Below are 18,105 nucleotides of genomic sequence, written 5' to 3' on the forward strand. Positions count from 1 at the left end.
ACTGTCAAATCGTTGGCTGCAATCCGCCGAGCATCGGATCGATGGCTGCGGCGCGGCGAATATCTTGTTCCTCTGATAGCTGACCTCCTCGCAGGAAGTCGGTGAGGTCACGAATCACCTCATCCTTGTGCGTCGCCAACGTTGCGTGAGGCGCTCCGTTATACTCGATAAGCCGGGCATGCGGGATGAGGCGAGCGGCTTCGCGCGCACTGCCATCGATAGAGACGACATGATCGCCAGTGCCGTGCAGAATAAGAGTTGGTACAGTAAACGCCGCAGTATCGGCCCTGAAATCGGTTGCCGCGAATGCGCGGACGCACGCGAGGGTCGGGGAGAGACCAGCCTGCATTGCCCAGATGAAAAAGGTGTCGAGGACGGCCTGACTGACGGGTTTACTCATGATTCCAACGCCGCAGAACGTCTTGGCAAAGCTCTGCATGAAGTCGCCGCGATCTTTGCGGATTCCATCCAGCATCCCGTCGAAAACCGACTGGTCGGTGCCTTTCGGATTGTCGGCGGTCTTCAACATAAAGGGGACGACAGACGATATCAGAACGGCGTGCGAAATGTTGGACCCGCCATGTTTGCCGAGGTAGCGTGCGACTTCGCCGCCGCCCATCGAGAAGCCGACGAGAGCAGCATTTTTGGATTCGGTTTTCTCTATTACCGTGGCGAGGTCATCAGCGAGTGTGTCGTACTCATAGCCGCCGACCGGCTGATCCGATCGCCCGAAACCGCGACGGTCATATGCGATCGCGTGAAACCCGGCTTCAGCCAGTCCGAAGCCAATGTCATCCCAACTATCGGCGTTCAGCGGCCAACCGTGGATGAGGATAACCGGTGGCCCCGCGCCCCATTCCTTGACGTAAAGCCGAGTATTATCGCTGGTCGTCACATAAGGCATCGCAGCACTCCTGAAGGTTAAAAATCACTAACGAACAGGATTGGAATGGGTTGCCGCCGATTATGAAGCCCGGTCAGCTTGGACTTATGAAGCTGTCCAAGACGCGCTTGCGCCCGGCCACTTCGAAGTCGATCTCAAGCTTGTTGCCCTCGATCTCTGCGATCAGGCCATAGCCGAATTTGGTGTGGAACACGCGCATTCCGACCGACACATCGCCGCGGCCTTTGTTGCCGAGGCTGACAGCAGAACCGCGCGCCTCGACAATACGGGTAGGCGATACCGAGAACCCGCCGGCATTCGCGCGTTGCCAGCCGGGGCCGCGTCCGGTTCCGCGTGCGACATTGGCAAACGGGTCGGTGCGGTCGGACCAATTTGCCTGCCACAACGATGCGCCGCCACTCATTGTAGTTTCGGAATCAACGTTGGCATCCGGGAGTTCACCAACGAAACGGCTTGGGATGCTGGATGTCCACTGGCCGTAGATGCGGCGATTGGCAGCGTGGAGGATGGTCGCGGACCGCCGTGCGCGAGTGATCGCGACATAGGCGAGGCGGCGTTCCTCCTCCAGACTGGCGAGGCCGCCTTCGTCGAGCGCGCGCTGCGATGGGAAAACGCCTTCTTCCCAGCCGACGAGGAACACTTTTTCGTATTCCAGCCCCTTTGCGGCGTGAATTGTCATTATGGTGACTTTTTCGGTATCCCGCTGTGCGTCATTATCCATGACCAGTGACACATGTTCGAGGAACGCGCCGAGGTTTTCATACTCCTCCATCGCGCGGACGAGTTCGGCCATATTCTCCAGACGACCAGCAGCTTCGGCTGATCGGTCGGCTTGTAGCATTGCTGTGTAGCCGCTTTCGTCGAAGACCTGACGGGCGAGGTCGGGATGCGACATTGACCCCGCCATGTCGCGCCAGCGAGCGATATCGCCGACCAGATTGCCAAGCGCACGACGGGCCTGCGGAGTCAGTTCATCGGTGTCGAGGATCATCGCCGCGGCGGTCGACAAGGGCACGTAGGCTGCACGGGCTAGTTGCTGGACCTTTGCCACGGCTTTGTCGCCCAGCCCGCGTTTGGGGACGTTGACGATGCGTTCAAGGGCGAGGTCATCGCTTGGTTGATTGACGAGTCGCAGATAGGCGAGGGCATCGCGGATTTCGGCGCGCTCGTAGAATCGGAATCCGCCGACGATTTTATAGGGCAGGCCGATAGCGATAAATCGATCCTCGAACTCACGCGTCTGGAACTGCGCGCGGACGAGGATCGCTATGGTGTCGAGACTGTTCCCTGCGCGCTGCCAACTGTCGACCTCATCCCCGACACGGCGGGCTTCTTCGGGACCGTCCCACACGCCGATGACCTGAACCTTGTCTCCATCGGGTAATTCGGTGAACAACGTCTTGCCGAGGCGTCCGCTATTATTAGCAATCACCCCGGAGGCCGCAGCAAGGATATGCGGCGTCGACCGGTAATTCTGTTCCAGTCGGATAACCTTCGCGCCGGGGAAATCCTTTTCGAACTTCAGGATATTTTCAACCTGAGCGCCACGCCACGAGTAAATCGACTGGTCGTCATCGCCGACGCAGCAAATGTTCTTGCGGGTCTGGGCAAGTAAACGGAGCCAGAGATATTGGCTCGAATTGGTGTCCTGATACTCGTCAACCATGATGTAGCGAAAGCGGTTCTGGTAGTTTTCGAGAACGTCGCGATTGCCCTTCAGAATCGTCAGGACGTGGAGCAGCAAGTCGCCGAAATCGCAGGCGTTGAGAGCGAGCAGCCTTGCCTGATATTGCGCATATAATTCCCCGCCGCGCCCATTTGCGAACCGTTCGGATTCACCCGCGTCGATGTCCCTGGGGAGCAGCCCTTTGTTCTTCCACTGATCGATTAGCCCGGCGAGTGCCCGCGCGGTCCAGCGTTTTTCATCGAGTTCCGCAGCCCGGATCAACTGCTTTATCACGCGTAATTGATCGTCGGTATCGAGGATCGTGAAGTTTGATTGCAGCCCAACCAGTTCGGCATGGCGACGCAACATCTTTGCGGCGATGGCGTGAAACGTACCGAGCCACGGCATCCCCTCGACCGTATCTCCGACCAGTCGCCCGACACGTTCGCGCATTTCGCGGGCGGCCTTGTTGGTGAAAGTGACGCTCAGGATTTCGGAAGGATAGGCTTTGCGCGTGTGAAGCAGATGCGCGAGCCGCGCAGTCAGGGCGGCGGTCTTGCCGGTGCCTGCACCCGCGAGAACAAGCACTGGCCCATCGGTCGTCAGCACAGCTTCACGTTGCGGGGCATTCAGTCCCCGCAGATACGGCGGGTCTTGTTCGGTTGGCGCGGGCAGGGACATTGGTGAACAAGTAGGGAACGGCGCGCGCTGGGGCAAGGTGCTTTAGGGCAACTCTCGAACACCCCTGCTTCTGTGAGCTTGTCGAAGGGTTGCCTTTCTCCTTCGGCTAAGATCAAGGAGGGCAGCCCCTCGACAAGCTCAGAGAAGCGGAGAAATAGTTAGTGGACCGACAACAATGAGTTCAGCGAAGCGGGTACTCGGCGCGAGCCTGATCGGGACGGCGGTCGAGTTTTACGATTTCTATATCTACGCCACCGCCGCCAGCCTGATTATCGGGCCGCTGTTCGTTCCGTCCACCTCCAGTTCGGCCCAATTGCTGCTGGCTTATGCCAGTTTCGGCGTTGCGTTCGTGGCGCGACCGGTGGGGGCGGTCGTATTCGGCCATTATGGCGATCGGATCGGGCGCAAGACCACTTTGGTCGCATCGTTGCTGATTATGGGCGGATCGACGATGGCGATCGGATTGTTGCCCAGTTACGCAACGCTGGGCTGGGTCGCGCCGCTGATCCTGTGTTTGCTGCGCTTTGGACAGGGCTTCGGCCTGGGTGGCGAGTGGGGCGGAGCAGCTTTGCTGGCGGTTGAGAACGCGCCACCGGGGTGGCGTGCCCGTTACGGAATGTTCCCGCAATTGGGCGCTCCGGTTGGGTTTATCGCGGCGAATGGGCTGTTTCTGTTGCTGGGGCTGTTCCTAAACCCCGATCAATTTCGCGAATGGGGCTGGCGACTGCCGTTTCTGGCGAGCGCCTTGCTGGTCGCGGTCGGACTTTGGGTGCGGTTGAAACTGACCGAAACGCCCGAGTTCAAGGAATCATTGGCGAAAGCTCCGCCGCCGACAGTGCCCATTGCGGAGGCTTTTCGGTCGCATTGGGGCGCGATCCTTGGTGGGACTTTCGGGGTTGTGGCGTGTTTTGCGATCTTCTACATCGCGACGGCCTTTGCGCTTGGCTATGGCACGACGACGCTGGGTTACACGCGTAATCAGTTCTTGCAGATGCAACTTGGCGCTATCCTGTTCATGGCGGTCGGCATTTTGTTGAGCGGGTGGCTGGCCGACCGATATACTCCGGCGCGCGTGCTGACCGGTGGGTGTGTCGGCACCATAGCGACGGGGCTGTTGCTGCCGGTGATGCTGGGCAGTGGATCGGGGTTTCTGGTCTTTGCTTTTCTGGCGTTGGCGCTGTTGATGATGGGGTTTGTGTACGGGCCGCTGGGCGCATGGTTGCCCGATCTGTTTCCGGCGCGGGTGCGCTATACCGGCGTGTCGATTGCCTTCAATGTCGGTGGCATGATCGGGGGCGGATTAACGCCGTTTGTCGCGCAATCTCTTGCGATTGAGAGCGGGCTTGGCGGGGTTGGGCTCTATCTGGCTGGGGCTGGGGCCGCGAGTTTGGTTGCGTTGGTGATGCTAAAGGCTGGCAAACCCGGAACGCTGAAAGAGTAGGGGGGAGAGATACAAGTGTCTGCTATTGGGGGGAAAGCTGCCATTGCTTTGCTTGCCGACAGGATGCAGGGCCTTATGAGGCGTGTTCAAAAGCATCTATTTTACTGCACGGTTCTTACCATGTTTTTTTTAGGCTCACTTGGCGCTATTTTTCAGGATGACGCTTCTGCCAAAGTGATAGCGGGCGTTTGCGCGTCAGCCCTGTTTGTAATGGCGATGCTGCTTTATTGGCGGGAACATCCACGCCTATCGTGATGTCGGCAAATGGTGGAAAGCTGGCGTTAGTCCACGCAAATAGCCAAATTGGCCTTACTGCGACTGACGGTTAGCCTGCAACCGAATGGACCTTCATTTGTAGGAGCACAAATACCTGCTGCCTTCTTACCATACTGCGGCATAAGTCCATTTCCATCCTTAACAGCTTCGCACTGTCCGGCCTCGCACTGTGCACCGTCTACACAATGCTTGCCTGCATCCTTCATCTTCCGGACACATATTTCGTTGCGAAGCATGCCAACTACTCCAAGTCGCCCGCTCGTAGCCACACAAGAGGCTTTCTCAGCAGCGGTCATCCGGGTTTGCGCTGCCATGGGTACCGTTGCAAAAAGTCCGACAGCTAAAAACAGAATGTTCATAGAGGACTTGTAATTCATAGCTGCACACTACCGTGCATCTCAGCGGCAGCAATAGGGCGCGAGCCGCCTGACGGATATCACCCGTTTGTGGTCACCGGTGGACGGCAAAGTCTGGTGGGAAGCAGACGTTCGCCAATGACGTAGTTTATCGCTTTATTGGGTGCCAAGTCCGGTTAAAGCGGGCGAGCTGCGGCGTATTTGGACGAATAGCATCAAAGACGACCGCGCCGACCTCTCCGTAGAAGGGGGGATTGTTTCCCACGCCAGATGTCACGCTTCCACCCTTCACGCGTTCGAAGACAATACCCGTCCCATCCATCGCCCCGTAAATCGCGCCTTTCCAAGAAGAGGCTAGAGTATCCAGCTTAGAAATAAGCTTCATGTACGAAGAAGAAGACAGCGTGATCCTCACAGATTGCAGAGACACGTCTTTCCCAGATATTGGTTTAATGACCATCAGGCCTTCCGCGCCTTCTGGCGTGCGATGAAGCGAAATCGCAAAGTTTGTATCGCCAAATGAAGGCATCACGACGAGTCGAAAGCCATCGGGTGCAAGTGCAGAAATCGGTGGTAGCTGATTTAACAAATCAATCTCTGATCGATCATAATAGGGGTTCTTCAATCGGTTCAACGCCGGGCCTTGCTGCATAAGTGTCGTTTCGCGGAGAGCATCTCGCCTTTTCAATTCAGCCAAGCCGAAATAGCCTACGAAAAGCATCTGTAGGCCAACGACAGCGGTACTGAAGTAACCAAACCAGTGAAGATATTTGAGCCTAAACCAATGCGTCATAACTCCCGACTACCATACCTTGAGATGTCCGCAATTGGGCGGAAGCGGGCATTTACTACCGTTTACTCAACTCAAATATCCGTCCTCACACTAGCGTGCCCGCAATAGCGTAATCTTCGCCTTGCCATGCACTCGTTCCACTTCGACATCATAGCCTTCGACCGTGACGGTTTCTTTCTTCATCGTTTCGACACTGGCTAGGGCACCGGGGGCGATCCAACCGAGGCGCAGGAGGCGTTCGAGAGCGACTATGCCTGCGCCGCTTTCGTAAGGCGGGTCGAGAAGGATCAGGTCGTAGGGCACCGCTGCCGGCCCGAGCGCCATTACGGATTGCGCACGGATTTCGGTTTTCGGTCTGGTGGGCGGGATTGGCTTGGCTTCGCTTTCTTCACTTGCGGTCGTCGAAAGCGTGACTTGCGGCAGAATGCGCGATGGCGCGCGCGAGAAGGAGTTAGGCCTGGAGTCATCGCCCATCATCTTGACGATGTTGGTTTTCAGCGCGCTGATTGCATCTCCATCCTGTTCGACGAAGGTGCAGCTTGCCGCGCCGCGCGACAGGGCTTCCAGCCCAAGCGCACCGGAACCCGCGAACAGGTCGAGCACGCGTAGCCCTTCGAAACTGCCGAGGCGGCTGACCAGCATGGAGAACAGCGCTTCACGTGTGCGGTCGGCGGTGGGACGGGTGGTGTCGCCTTTTGGAGCGATCAGGGGGCGGCCGCGATAGATGCCGGAGATGATGCGCATTTACTTGTTCTTTCCGCCGCGTGGTGGGGTGCCGGTTATGTTGCGCGTTGGACCGGGGCGAGGTTTGCGGGGGCCGGACGATGGGCGCGATCCACCAGGTTTGCCGCCCGGTTTGCCCGATGGCGAGAAGCGCGTGACTGGCGCGGACGGGGCGACTCCCGGTACGGTCGGAGCATTGCGCCAATGTTTTTTGACGGCGGGCTTAGCGGCGGCATCTCGTTCGCGGACGGCTGCTTTGACTGCGGCTTCGCGTTCGACCTTTGGACCGAAGTTGCTTGAACGTGCGCGGCGTTTGTCGCCGGGTGCTTCGACCGGCTTCTGAGTGAAAATACGCGATGCCTCAGAACGAATGATTGGGGCACGAGCAGGAGCCGCGCGCGGAGGCGCGGCAATCGGGCGAGGTGTCGGAGCAGGCCGCGACCGTGGCGCATCGTTACGGCGACCGCGACCACCAACGGCCAGCGTCGCATCATCGTTGATCCCGACCATCTTCATCCCCTTCATGTTTTTCATGAAATCGACGACGATGTTCTGCTTGATCTCGTCAACTGCACCGACCGGCATATCGTGGAGCGGGAACGGGCCGTAAGCGGTACGGATCAAGCGACTAACCTGAAGGCCCAGATGTTCGAGGACGCGGCGGACTTCGCGATTCTTGCCCTCTGCCAGTTTCATTTCGATCCAGAAGTTGGTGCCGGTGCGGCGTTCCATATTGGCGTCGATGCTGCCGTAACGGACGCCTTCGATCTCGATACCTTCGATGAGATCTTCGAGCTGAGCCTGCGATACGTGACCATAGCAGCGCGCGCGATAGGTGCGGGGAATGCCCGACGATGGCAATTCGAGTTGACGCTTCAACTCGCCATCGTTGGTCAACAGCAGCAGCCCCTCGGTATTTAGATCGAGGCGACCGACCGGAACGACGCGGGGCAGTTCACCGGGTAATTTGTCATAGATAGTCGGCCGACCCTTTGGATCTCGCTCGGCAACCAAAAGCCCGGTCGGTTTGTGATAGCGGAACAGACGCGCGGTTTCGGGTGGCGCGACGGGGTTGCCATCGACAGTGATCCCCTTCAGCGACGTCAGGATCGTGGCAGGGGTCTCCAGCGGAACGCCGTCGAGGGCGATGCGGCGCTCCTCGATCATGCGCTCAATTTCGCGCCGCGACGCAACGCCTGCACGCGCAAGCAGCTTGGCAATGCGATCGCCGGTTTTATTGCCGTGCTTGTCGACAGGTGACTTCTCAGGTGGTTTCATAACGCCGCTTTAGCGGTTCGGCCCGACTTGTCGAAGCCCTGTCCTGCTCTACAAGGCATCCATACGATAAAACCGTTGGGGATATGATGGATCAGGGCAGCGAAGCGACGGGAACGAGAGGCGGCTTTACGAGCGGCGTGCGCCCTTATTTCGAAAAAGCACCGCTGGCGTCGTTCTTTCTGGGCATATCGTCCGGCTTTCCACTGACCTTGCTGCTATCCACAATGACCTATTGGTTGTCGAAAGAGGGAATCGACAAGAAGACGATCGGCTTCGCTGTCGGATTGACCACGCCCTATACGCTGAAGTTTCTGTGGGCACCGTTGCTGGACAGGGTGCGATTGCCGGTATTGACCGGGATGTTCGGGCAACGCCGGTCGTGGCTGTTCCTTATTCAGGCGCTGTTGGTTTTCGTGATCTGGAACCTCGGCACCAGCGACCCGGCGCATCATATCGGACGGTTTGCGTTCTGGGCTATTGCGACTGCTTTCCTGTCGGCGACACAGGATATCGTCATCGACGCCTATCGGATCGAAATCCTCAGCGACCGGCAACTGGCTCACGGAACGGCGATGAACCAGTTCGGCTATCGCACGGGTAATTTGATTGCGGGCGCGGGAACGATTGCCGTCTTTTCGCCCGAAGCATTGGGATTTGGATGGCCTTTGGCTTATGGACTGACTTCGTTACTGGTTATTCCGGCTGCCGTTGCGGCGCTGATGATCGGACCGGGACGTCACGTCGAACGGATTGGGAACGAGCGATCGGTCAACTGGATTGCCGAGACCGTAGTTGCGCCCTTTGCAGAGTTTTTTCGTAGGCGCGGTGCGTGGCTCATTCTGTTGTTCGTGCTCACCTATAAATTAGGCGACGCGATGGGACAGTTGATGCTTAATCCGATGATCGTCGACCACGGTTTTAGCGACACGGAATATATCGCGATCAACAAATTGGTGGGCTTCTGGGCGCTGATTATCGGGTCAGGGCTCGGCGCGCCCGTAATCGCAAGATTCGGAATATCGCGATCATTGTTTATTTCCGGGATTATCATGGCAATCGCCAATTTGGCGTTCGCGATGGTGGCGTTTTCAGGGCATAATCTGGAAATGCTGACGTTTGCTGTGGGGCTGGAAAACCTGTTCGCAGGGATCGGTCTGACGGTTTTCGCAACATATCTCGCGGGGCTGTCGAACCTTGCGTTTACAGCAACTCAATATGCCCTGCTCTCTAGCGTCGCTGCGGTGGGGCGAACATTCATATCCGCGCCATCGGGTTATGTGCAGGAGTGGTTGGGCTGGCCCGGATTTTATGTCTTCGCTGCCTGCATGGCGATCCCGGGGCTGATCTTTCTGTGGTTGATGCAACGGCACGGCTTCGTCGTGGAACGAGCACGGCAACCGGAGTCTGAAATCATCGACTAACAGGTCTGCCCAAGTCTGCCATCGCAGTCGCTAGCCCTTGCGCAATGAACAGCGCGGACAGGTGGTCGAGCGTGCCCGTCAGTCGCGTCAGGGCAGCGCGCGCGGTGGGCGTCGTATCGCTGGCGGTTTCGATAAGGTCGAGGAACGCTGCCTCTCCCTCAGTCATCCGGGGACAGCAACAGGGTGCAATCGTAATCGGGTGTCTGGCGACGCGCGATACTTCCTGCATCAGCATACGGAGGAAAATGAGCGGCTTTTGATAACCGATTCCGCAAGTTGCGATCATCGTATTGGCGGCGTGCGCATTGTCGGTGCCCCCCGAAGCCATCAGTCGCATCGCGACGAGAACGTTCCTCGCAGGCTGGGCAGCGGGGGCGAGATGGGGCAGCAATTCAGCGATCGTCAGCGATTCGTCGGCCATTAGGTCCTCCTCTAATGGTCAAAGTGTGGCGCTATTGAGAATTACTCGCAAGTCCTAATCTGGTAGTTGACGATTTTCCCGCAATGCCTCGCCCGCTAGGTAAAGCGATCCGACGATCAATATGTTTGCAGGCGCGAGGAACTGGGACAATGCATCCCCCAAATCACCGCCAGTGCGGCCGCGCCACCGTGTTGCGAGCGCTCCGGTGTCGGCACTCGCATGATGCGGCACGTTGATGAATGTCAGGCTCAAAGCATGGGGCGCGAGGGCCGCAAGAATATTGTCGGCGTCCTTGTTCGCGAGAATGCCGACAATGAGGTGTCGCGGTCTGGCTTGGAGTTCCAGGGCAAGCGCCTCGGCTGCAGCAGGATTGTGAGCGCCGTCGACAGTGATCGTGCTTCCCGCAGGAGCGAGTGCTGTCAACGGGCCGGGAGCAAGTTCTTGCAAACGGGCAGGCCATCGGGTTTGGGCAATCCCCGTTCGGATTGCATCATCAGACACGAATTGGGTCGTGCGCAGCATTGTTGCTGCAAGGTTGGCATTGCGAATCTGATGTCCGCCCGGCAGGCCGGGACGAAGCGAAAGGTCGATTTTCCAGTCGCGAGTTTCGATCAGCAATGGGGCGCCAATTGTCGCTGCGGCAACCTCTATCTGCGCAATAGCTTCGGCAGGCTGGGCTAGTACGACCAACGGAACGCCACGCTTGGCGATTCCTGCTTTTTCGGTTGCCATCTCCCTCAACGTCTCACCTAGAAATGCCTGATGATCGACGCCGAGTTGAGCTATGCCGCAGACTATTGGCCGGGCGATAATGTTAGTCGCATCCAATCGTCCGCCCAGACCAACTTCGACGATACAGGCGTCCGCTGGCGATCGGCTGAACGCAACGAAAGCCGCAGCAGTTGTCGCTTCAAAAAAACTGGGACCGATTGCATGTGCTTCGGCAACATCCAACACTTCGGCGAGAAGGGCTGCAAGCTCCCCATCTTCAATAAGCTTACCCGCGATGCGAATCCGTTCATTGAACCGGACAAGGTGTGGGCTGGTATAAACATGAGCAGTCAGCCCGGCGGCTTCGATACTCGACCGGATAAAGGCGCAGGTCGAGCCTTTTCCGTTGGTGCCCGCGACATGGAATACCGGCGGCAAATGCTTGTGTGGATTGCCAAGATGACCGAGCAATTCGGTGATCCGCTCAAGTCCAAGGATATCCCGGCCCGGCGACAATTGCGCGAACCTGTCGAGTTGTGCCTGAACGGCCGGGTCATCCGACCGCGCGTGGTCGGCCATTAAGCGGCTGCCTTATCCACCATCAGAAAACCGATCAGGCGAGCCAGTGTCTCGCGCAGATCATGGCGTTTTACGACCATATCGAGCATCCCGTGGTCGAGCAGATACTCAGCACGCTGGAACCCTTCAGGCAGTTTCTCGCGGATTGTCGTTTCGATCACGCGCTGTCCGGCAAAGCCGATCAATGCGCCGGGTTCGGCCATCTGGACGTCGCCAAGCATGGCATAGCTGGCCGTCACGCCGCCGGTCGTCGGGTCGGTCATGACAACGATATAGGGCAGTCCGGCCTCGCGAAGTTCAGCGATCGCGACGGTGGTGCGTGGCATCTGCATGAGCGACAATATGCCCTCCTGCATCCGTGCGCCGCCGGCTGCCGTGAAGATGATATAGGGTGCATGCAGCGCGATGGCCCTGCGAACGCCCGCCAGAAATGCAGCGCCGACAGCAACACCCATCGATCCGCCCATGAAGGCGAAATCCTGAACACCAATGACTGCAGGGTGACCGTCGATCGTGCCGCTGGCGGTAATGAGCGCGTCGGTTTCGTTGGTGGCGAGCCGTGCCGCGCGCAGGCGATCGGGGTATTTTTTCGAATCGCGGAATTTCAGCGGGTCGTCGGTCGTTTTCGGCGTTTCGAGCTCGTCATAACCGTCGTCAAAAATCTGCGCGAAACGGGCATCTGGACCAATGCGCCCATGATGGCCGCATTGTGGGCAGACCGACAGGTTTTCCTCATACTCGCGGCTGAACACCATCTGCCCGCACCCCGAGCATTTGATCCAGAGATTGTCCGACGTTTCGCGCTTTGCGATAAACGGGATGCGTTTGCGGACATCATCGATCCAGCTCATGCGGAAACTTTCGTGCGTGCGGAATGGACCGCAGTGGAGAGGGTGCGGATATAGGTTTCAACATGGGCGGGCGCATCGGCCCCATGTTTCGCGACGATTTCGACGATTGCCGAGCCAACGACAACACCATCGGCGACGCGCGCGATTGCAGCGGCCTGATCGGGTGTGCGGACACCGAAGCCGACGGCGACGGGGATGGCGGTCGCAGCTTTCAGACGGGCTACGGCGGATTCGATGCTGGTTTGGGCTGCCTGTTGCAAGCCGGTGATCCCCGCGACCGAGACGTAATAGAGAAATCCGCTCGCGCCATCGAGGACGGTTGGCAGGCGCGCAGCGTCCGTTGTCGGCGTAGCGAGACGGATCGGCGCGATACCGGCGGCGCGAAGGGCAGGGCCCATTTCCGCATCTTCTTCGGGCGGTAAATCGACACAGATGACGCCATCGACACCAGCATTTTTAGCGGCGGCAGCAAACCATTCCGGACCGCGTCGTGCCATGGGGTTTGCATAACCCATCAGGATCAATGGCACGTTTGGATGCCGCGTACGGAAGCCCTTGGCGATCTCCAGGATATCGGCTGTTTTGGTGCCCGCGGCCAGGCTCCGCAAATTGGCGGCCTGAATTGCAGGGCCGTCTGCCATCGGATCGGTGAAAGGCATCCCGAGTTCGATGATGTCCGCGCCACCCGCAACAAGCGCATCTAGGATTGCCGGTGTCGCCGATGGAGTTGGATCGCCAGCGGTCACAAAAGTAATCAGTGCCGCACGATTGGCGGGAAAGGCTGAAGAAAGACGGGTCACAGCTTTACACCCAGCGCTTCGGCGACGGTGAAGATATCTTTATCTCCACGACCACAAAGGTTCGCAACGATGATGCTGTCCTTTGGCATCTTCGGCGCGCGGCGCATGACGGCGGCGATTGCATGAGCGGGTTCGAGCGCGGGGATGATCCCCTCGATCGCACACATTAGTTTGAATGCCTCAAGCGCTTCGATATCGGTAGCGCTGTCATATTCGACGCGACCGATCTCTTTTAGCCAACTGTGTTCTGGACCGATGCCGGGATAATCCAGTCCTGCCGAGATGCTGTGCGCTTCAGTAATCTGGCCGTCGTCGTCCTGCAGAAGATAGGTTTTGTTACCGTGGAGAATGCCCGGCGACCCACCGGCCAGCGATGCCGCGTGCTCCTTGTCCAGACCATGACCTGCAGCCTCGATCCCCAGCATCTTGACGTCTGCGTCGTCCAGAAACGGATGGAACAGCCCGATCGCGTTCGATCCGCCGCCAATTGCCGCCACCAGCAAATCGGGCAGGCGACCCTCCCGCTTCAGGATTTGCTCGCGCGCTTCCTTGCCGATGACACTTTGAAAATCGCGGACGAGTTCGGGATAGGGGTGCGGTCCCGCTGCCGTACCGATAATGTAAAAAGTGTCGTCGACGTTTGCGACCCAGTCACGCAATGCCTCGTTCATGGCATCTTTCAACGTTTGCGCGCCGCTCGTGACAGGGCGAACCTCAGCTCCGAGCAACTTCATGCGGAATACGTTGGGCGACTGCCGCTCGACATCGCGGGCACCCATGAAGATTGTGCAGGGCAGGCCGAAACGCGCGGCCACGGTGGCCGTGGCGACGCCGTGCTGACCAGCGCCGGTTTCCGCAATGATCCGTGTCTTGCCCATGCGCAGGGCCAGCAAAATCTGGCCGATACAATTGTTGATCTTGTGCGCGCCGGTGTGATTCAGCTCATCGCGCTTAAAATAGATTTTTGCGCCACCGAGATGCTCGGTCAGTCGCTCGGCAAAATACAGTGGGCTGGGGCGTCCGACATAATGTTCCATCAGATCGTCGAACTGCGCCGCGAACGCCGGGTCGATCTTTGCCGCGCGATACTCCCGATCGAGGTCGAGGACGAGCGGCATCAGTGTTTCGGCAACATAACGCCCGCCGAACTGCCCAAAATGGCCGCGATCATCGGGCTGCGCGCGAAGGGTGTTAGCTCCGGCGGGCAGTGTCTGGATGGGGAGTGTCTGGATGGGGAGTGTGTTTGTGTCTGTCATAGGTTCGATGTGGCTTTAAGGAACGCGGCAATCTTGTCCATATCCTTGACGCCGGGCGCGGATTCGACGCCCGATGAAATATCGACCAGCGGCGCTCCCGTTACGCGAACTGATTCGGCAACATTTTCGACATCCAGTCCTCCGGACAAGGCCCATGGCATATCGTGGGAAAACCCTTCTAGCAGCGTCCAGTCGAACCGCAGACCCATTCCACCCGGCAGCGTATTTTCGGGCGTCTTGGCATCATATAGAATGCGCGCTGCGACGTCGCGCCAGCGTCGCGCCTGATCGAGATCGGCGCGCGTCCGCACCGCAACGACTCCCCAGATTTCCAAACCTTTCGTGGCGATCGCGGCGGCGCGTGCCGGTGTCGTGTTGTGAAGCTGCAAGACGTCGAGGTGACCCGCAGCCACTGCTTGCTCGACCAGCAGATTGCACGGGTCAACGAAGACGCCAACGCGCTTTACGTGAGCGGGAACCGATGCAGCCAGTTCGGCAACGCGTTCGAACGTCACATTGCGTGGACTGGACGGGTAGAAAACGAACCCGACATGGCTCGCACCACCTGCGATTGCCGCGTCGAGCGTTCGTGGCGTCGATAGCCCGCAGATTTTGGTTTGAACGGACATGAGAGCTTTCACTTTTTCCGACGCCGCTTTGGAAAGCGGAAGTTGGATTACAGAGTCGCTTCGATTGCTCGAACAGCGCTGTCGGGATCGGCAGCCTGAGTGATCGGGCGGCCGATAATGAGGATCGATGCGCCATCGTCGAGCGCTTTGCGCGGCGTCACCACGCGCTTCTGATCGCTTGATTCACCGGTTGGGGGACGAACGCCTGGCACGACGAAATAACCTTCAGGCCAAAACTTGTGGACCGCCGCCACTTCCTCGCCGGAGCACACGATTCCATCCAGTCCGGCCTCGCGAGCAGCGGCAGTCAGGCGCATGACCTGATCGCGGGGATCACCCGAGACCCCCGCTGCAGCCAGATCACTCTGATCGAGACTGGTGAGCACAGTGACTGCAACGACTTTCGTTCCCATGGGGGCGGCAGCCTTTGCATCCTCCATCATCGCCCGGCCGCCCGCTGCATGGACGGTCAATATGGCGGGGGATAGCGGCCGCAGTGCGTGAATGGCTTTCGCGACCGTATTGGGAATGTCGTGGAGCTTCAGGTCAAGAAAGATAGGTAGCCCAAGGCCCGCCATCGTCCGTACACCAGCGCGACCGTTGGCCGAAAAAAACTCGAGGCCAAGCTTTATGCCGCCGACATGACGTTTGACAAGCGCGACGATTTTCTGCGCGCGCTCGATATCGGGGGTGTCGATGGCGACCCAGATTGGACTGGTCATAATGTTGCCGTGGGAGCCGTGATCGGAACCGTATCAACGACCACGCCGCCATTTTGCAGCGGTACGATCTCGTTGAGGCCGCGTGTCTCGATCAGGTTACGGTTTGCGGTTTCGAGTTTACGGCGCAGGCTCCAGCGTGTGACGCGGTGGAGTATCCAGGGCGGTAACAGCCCGAGCAGAAAGACCGCAAGCAGCAGAACCGGCAGCTTCCATTCGGCCTCAATATCGCTCCACAAATGGACCGTTACGGGCACCCAGTTATTGAAGGCGAAGATCACGGCCAGCACGGCAATGACGACCCAGAATACGGTGCGGAGAAACTGCATTTGGCGAGCAACCTTATTGTGTCTCGTCTCGATCTAGGCTCGTTTTGCCCTTTTTGCCACCCGCCAGTTCGGTGCGCAGCGCGGCAATGAGGGGAGCGATGTGAGTGAGGCGCACCGCTTCCTCATCGAGTATTGCATGAAATAAATCCTGTTTGGTGCTCGCGATCATGCTGGGGTCAAGGCGAGCAGAAGCAGGGAGTGTCGATACGACGATGTCCACAAGCCGCTCCGCACCGTGAAGTCGGCCCCACAGATAGTCGTTTTCGCGATAGGTTCGACTGAAGAATGCGCCGAAGCTGTTGAATTGAATCCCTTTTAGGGTCGCCGACGCATCGCCGGTTCGGATCGATTGCGCTTCATCAGGTGAAATTCGGTCGACCTTGATTTCGTCGAACTCGTCGAAGCCTTCGCCCTGAAGGAGCGCAAGTGTCGCGACATCGTAAAATGGAAAGCCGAGGTAGGCGAGCAGTGGTGCGCGTCGGTCCGCCTTCGGGCAAGCCGCAAGCGCCTCGGCAATCGCTGCGTCGGTGGCGCCATCGAGTGCCAATAGATCGGCGGACAAGTCGGGAGCGGCTTCGAGGTCAAGATAATAAGCCAACCTCTCGTAAAGTGCAGCACTTACCTTCTCAAAATGGGCGTCTGGATAAGCCTCCTCAAGTTCGGCCAGCGTGCGGCCGAGGAAGCGAAGGCGGCGGATGCGGTAAGCAATGTCGTGCTTGGCAAAAAACTCGAGCGGGGTCAGCGTTTCTGAATCCTCGACCAGAATCGCCCGAGCTTTCGGTGGCGCAGCATCAACAATGTTCGCCATTTTTAGCTGGCAGTAACTGACATAGCTATGTCCGGCATCACGGGCGGCCCGCTCCTCCGCACGCTGTCTCCATCCGGCCAGACGGGCAGGATTGGGTCGGTCGATGAACAACGTACGGCCAAACAGTCCCGCGACCGATGCTTCGACATCGGGCCGTAGCTTTTCAACGATCAGGCGCATTCGCTTGATTCTGGCTGATCGCTGCTCCAGCGCTTCCAGATTGTCGCGGATTGGCTGCTCGCGTGGAATGTCCGACAGCGCGCCAAATATCGTCGTGAAAAACCCCGGTATCTCGGCCTCGCCACCGCGGTTTATCTTTACCGAACGAATGCCCGGTTTCGGGTCGATATACACGAAACGCCGATCGACCTCGCGGCGCGCGGGCCTTTGTTTCAGTGCTTCGATTGCCGGTCGAAAAGGCGCATTGGCCAGCACTGACCCGTCGATCAGGACTGCCTTATCAATCAGTTCCGATGCCGCACGACGAGGCAGCACCCGCGTAAGGAATGCATCGCGATCCGACCATTCACGATTGCTGCTACCAAGCACACGGTCGAGTTCGGCGGCGGTGAACGGTGGAAAGGCTCCCGGAAAACTCGCAGTAGCCCGCGCTGCGAACGTCAGATTTTCAACCGCGTCCAAAAGATCAGGCTCGCCCGGCGCATCACGAAAAGCGAACGTCAGTCGATGTTCGTTTTCTATAATCTGCGCTGGAGAGTTTAATTTCAGCGTTTCCGGATGCCCGTGAAAATCGGTCACTGTCACGAATAGATCGAGTGGCTGTTCGTCGGGCAGAAGGCGTGGCCCAACAGCCTGTTTACCCATCGCGTCGAACGCATCGAGCAGCAATCGTGTGAATGTTTCGCCACCAAATGGCGGTTCGAACCATCGGGCGCGAACGAACCGCGTCAGCTTTGCGTTGATTTCGTCTCGCGTTTGCTCGTCCAGGTCATCATCCCACGTCGCTCCCTGGCGGCCCGAAAACGCCCAGACCAACGGCGTTGCCCAGAATTTGGAGAACCGATGAGACGCTTTTGCTTGCGGGTCGAGTAGCGAATCGACGTCGGCCGATTCGAGCCACAGGTCGGTCAGCGGATCGAGCGATTGCCCGGTTGCGATTGCCTGAGCCAGAAAAATTCCGTTGATTCCGCCTGCCGATGCGCCGGCAATGATATCGGCGAGAACACGTAGTTTCAGACCCGATGTGACAGCTATGGATTCGAACAGTCCGGCGTAGATCAGGGAGGTAGGAGAGGGGGCCGTCTCTTCATCGTGGAACGCCCGCGAAGCTCGTGCGAGGTGCCAGATCTCCTTGGTGATACCGTGCATATAGACCGCAAGGCTGATCCCGCCGTAACAGATCAGCGCAAGCCGGAGTTCTTTCTCTCTCATCGTCCTTCTCTCATATCCGCGATGTCGCACGGTGGCGCGCTTACGCCTAGCCCGCAAACACGCTTGCGTTC

16 protein-coding genes are annotated in these 18,105 nt (G+C 58.5%); 2 read left to right on the forward strand and 14 right to left on the reverse strand.

Annotation, left to right across the window (positions count from 1 at the left end; translation table 11 throughout):
- Nucleotides 1–4: 4 nt before the first annotated feature.
- Both D3Y57_RS18730 and D3Y57_RS18735 read right to left on the reverse strand, forming a co-directional pair.
- A complete protein-coding gene (locus D3Y57_RS18730; RefSeq protein WP_121155082.1) occupies nt 5–904 on the reverse strand; it encodes an alpha/beta fold hydrolase in 900 nt (299 codons plus the stop codon).
- A gap of 73 nt (nt 905–977) precedes the next feature.
- On the reverse strand, nt 978–3,251 hold the full coding sequence (locus D3Y57_RS18735) for an ATP-dependent helicase (protein WP_121155084.1): 2,274 nt from the start codon (nt 3,249–3,251) through the stop codon (nt 978–980).
- Nucleotides 3,252–3,426: 175 nt separating this feature from the next.
- On the opposite strand from D3Y57_RS18735, the gene D3Y57_RS18740 reads away from it, so the two are divergent.
- Entirely contained in the window at nt 3,427–4,692 is a 1,266-nt protein-coding gene (locus D3Y57_RS18740) for an MFS transporter (RefSeq protein WP_121155087.1), read from the forward strand.
- Nucleotides 4,693–5,472: 780 nt separating this feature from the next.
- Here the strand turns inward: D3Y57_RS18740 and D3Y57_RS18755 are convergent.
- From D3Y57_RS18755 to D3Y57_RS18765, 3 genes are all read right to left on the reverse strand, one after another.
- A complete protein-coding gene (locus D3Y57_RS18755) occupies nt 5,473–6,117 on the reverse strand; it encodes a hypothetical protein (protein WP_121155093.1) in 645 nt (214 codons plus the stop codon).
- 90 nt (nt 6,118–6,207) lie between these two features.
- Complete coding sequence (locus D3Y57_RS18760) at nt 6,208–6,861, reverse strand: RsmD family RNA methyltransferase (RefSeq protein WP_121155095.1); 654 nt, start codon at nt 6,859–6,861, stop codon at nt 6,208–6,210.
- Nucleotides 6,862–8,118: a pseudouridine synthase gene (locus D3Y57_RS18765; RefSeq protein ID WP_121155098.1), complete on the reverse strand. Its 1,257-nt coding sequence runs from the start codon at nt 8,116–8,118 to the stop codon at nt 6,862–6,864.
- Between the two features lie 83 nt (nt 8,119–8,201).
- Between D3Y57_RS18765 and D3Y57_RS18770 the strand changes: the two genes are divergently transcribed.
- Nucleotides 8,202–9,539: an AmpG family muropeptide MFS transporter gene (locus D3Y57_RS18770; RefSeq protein ID WP_121155100.1), complete on the forward strand. Its 1,338-nt coding sequence runs from the start codon at nt 8,202–8,204 to the stop codon at nt 9,537–9,539.
- On the opposite strand, the gene D3Y57_RS18775 is transcribed toward D3Y57_RS18770, so the two are convergent.
- Genes D3Y57_RS18775 through D3Y57_RS18815 form a run of 9 tightly spaced genes read right to left on the reverse strand, consistent with a single transcriptional unit; the run spans nt 9,529 to nt 18,034 of the window.
- A complete protein-coding gene (locus tag D3Y57_RS18775) occupies nt 9,529–9,960 on the reverse strand; it encodes a DUF6628 family protein (RefSeq protein WP_121155103.1) in 432 nt (143 codons plus the stop codon). The genes D3Y57_RS18770 and D3Y57_RS18775 overlap by 11 nt on opposite strands.
- Before the next feature lie 54 nt (nt 9,961–10,014).
- A complete protein-coding gene (locus tag D3Y57_RS18780; protein ID WP_121155105.1) occupies nt 10,015–11,250 on the reverse strand; it encodes a bifunctional folylpolyglutamate synthase/dihydrofolate synthase in 1,236 nt (411 codons plus the stop codon).
- Nucleotides 11,250–12,101: an acetyl-CoA carboxylase, carboxyltransferase subunit beta gene (accD, locus tag D3Y57_RS18785; protein ID WP_121155108.1), complete on the reverse strand. Its 852-nt coding sequence runs from the start codon at nt 12,099–12,101 to the stop codon at nt 11,250–11,252. Before accD ends, D3Y57_RS18780 begins: the two co-directional genes overlap by 1 nt.
- Nucleotides 12,098–12,901: a tryptophan synthase subunit alpha gene (gene trpA / locus D3Y57_RS18790; protein WP_121155110.1), complete on the reverse strand. Its 804-nt coding sequence runs from the start codon at nt 12,899–12,901 to the stop codon at nt 12,098–12,100. The genes accD and trpA overlap by 4 nt, the downstream gene beginning before the upstream one ends.
- Nucleotides 12,898–14,157 carry a tryptophan synthase subunit beta gene (trpB, locus tag D3Y57_RS18795; RefSeq protein ID WP_121155113.1) on the reverse strand — a complete coding sequence of 420 codons (1,260 nt, stop codon included), beginning with the start codon at nt 14,155–14,157 and terminating at the stop codon, nt 12,898–12,900. The genes trpA and trpB overlap by 4 nt, the downstream gene beginning before the upstream one ends.
- Nucleotides 14,154–14,786 carry a phosphoribosylanthranilate isomerase gene (locus D3Y57_RS18800; protein WP_121155115.1) on the reverse strand — a complete coding sequence of 211 codons (633 nt, stop codon included), beginning with the start codon at nt 14,784–14,786 and terminating at the stop codon, nt 14,154–14,156. The genes trpB and D3Y57_RS18800 overlap by 4 nt, the downstream gene beginning before the upstream one ends.
- Nucleotides 14,787–14,833: 47 nt before the next feature.
- A complete protein-coding gene (gene pyrF, locus D3Y57_RS18805; protein WP_121155117.1) occupies nt 14,834–15,508 on the reverse strand; it encodes an orotidine-5'-phosphate decarboxylase in 675 nt (224 codons plus the stop codon).
- The gene (locus tag D3Y57_RS18810) at nt 15,505–15,834 is read right to left on the reverse strand and encodes a lipopolysaccharide assembly protein LapA domain-containing protein (RefSeq protein WP_121155120.1); all 330 of its coding nucleotides are present in this window, start codon (nt 15,832–15,834) and stop codon (nt 15,505–15,507) included. Before D3Y57_RS18810 ends, pyrF begins: the two co-directional genes overlap by 4 nt.
- Before the next feature lie 13 nt (nt 15,835–15,847).
- Nucleotides 15,848–18,034 (reverse strand): patatin-like protein, encoded by a 2,187-nt coding sequence (locus D3Y57_RS18815; protein ID WP_121155122.1) that lies wholly within the window; start codon nt 18,032–18,034, stop codon nt 15,848–15,850.
- Nucleotides 18,035–18,105 lie beyond the last annotated feature (71 nt).

Origin of the sequence: Sphingomonas paeninsulae, from assembly GCF_003660165.1 — a bacterium.
In the GTDB taxonomy this organism is placed as follows: Bacteria; Pseudomonadota; Alphaproteobacteria; order Sphingomonadales; family Sphingomonadaceae; genus Sphingomonas_O; species Sphingomonas_O paeninsulae.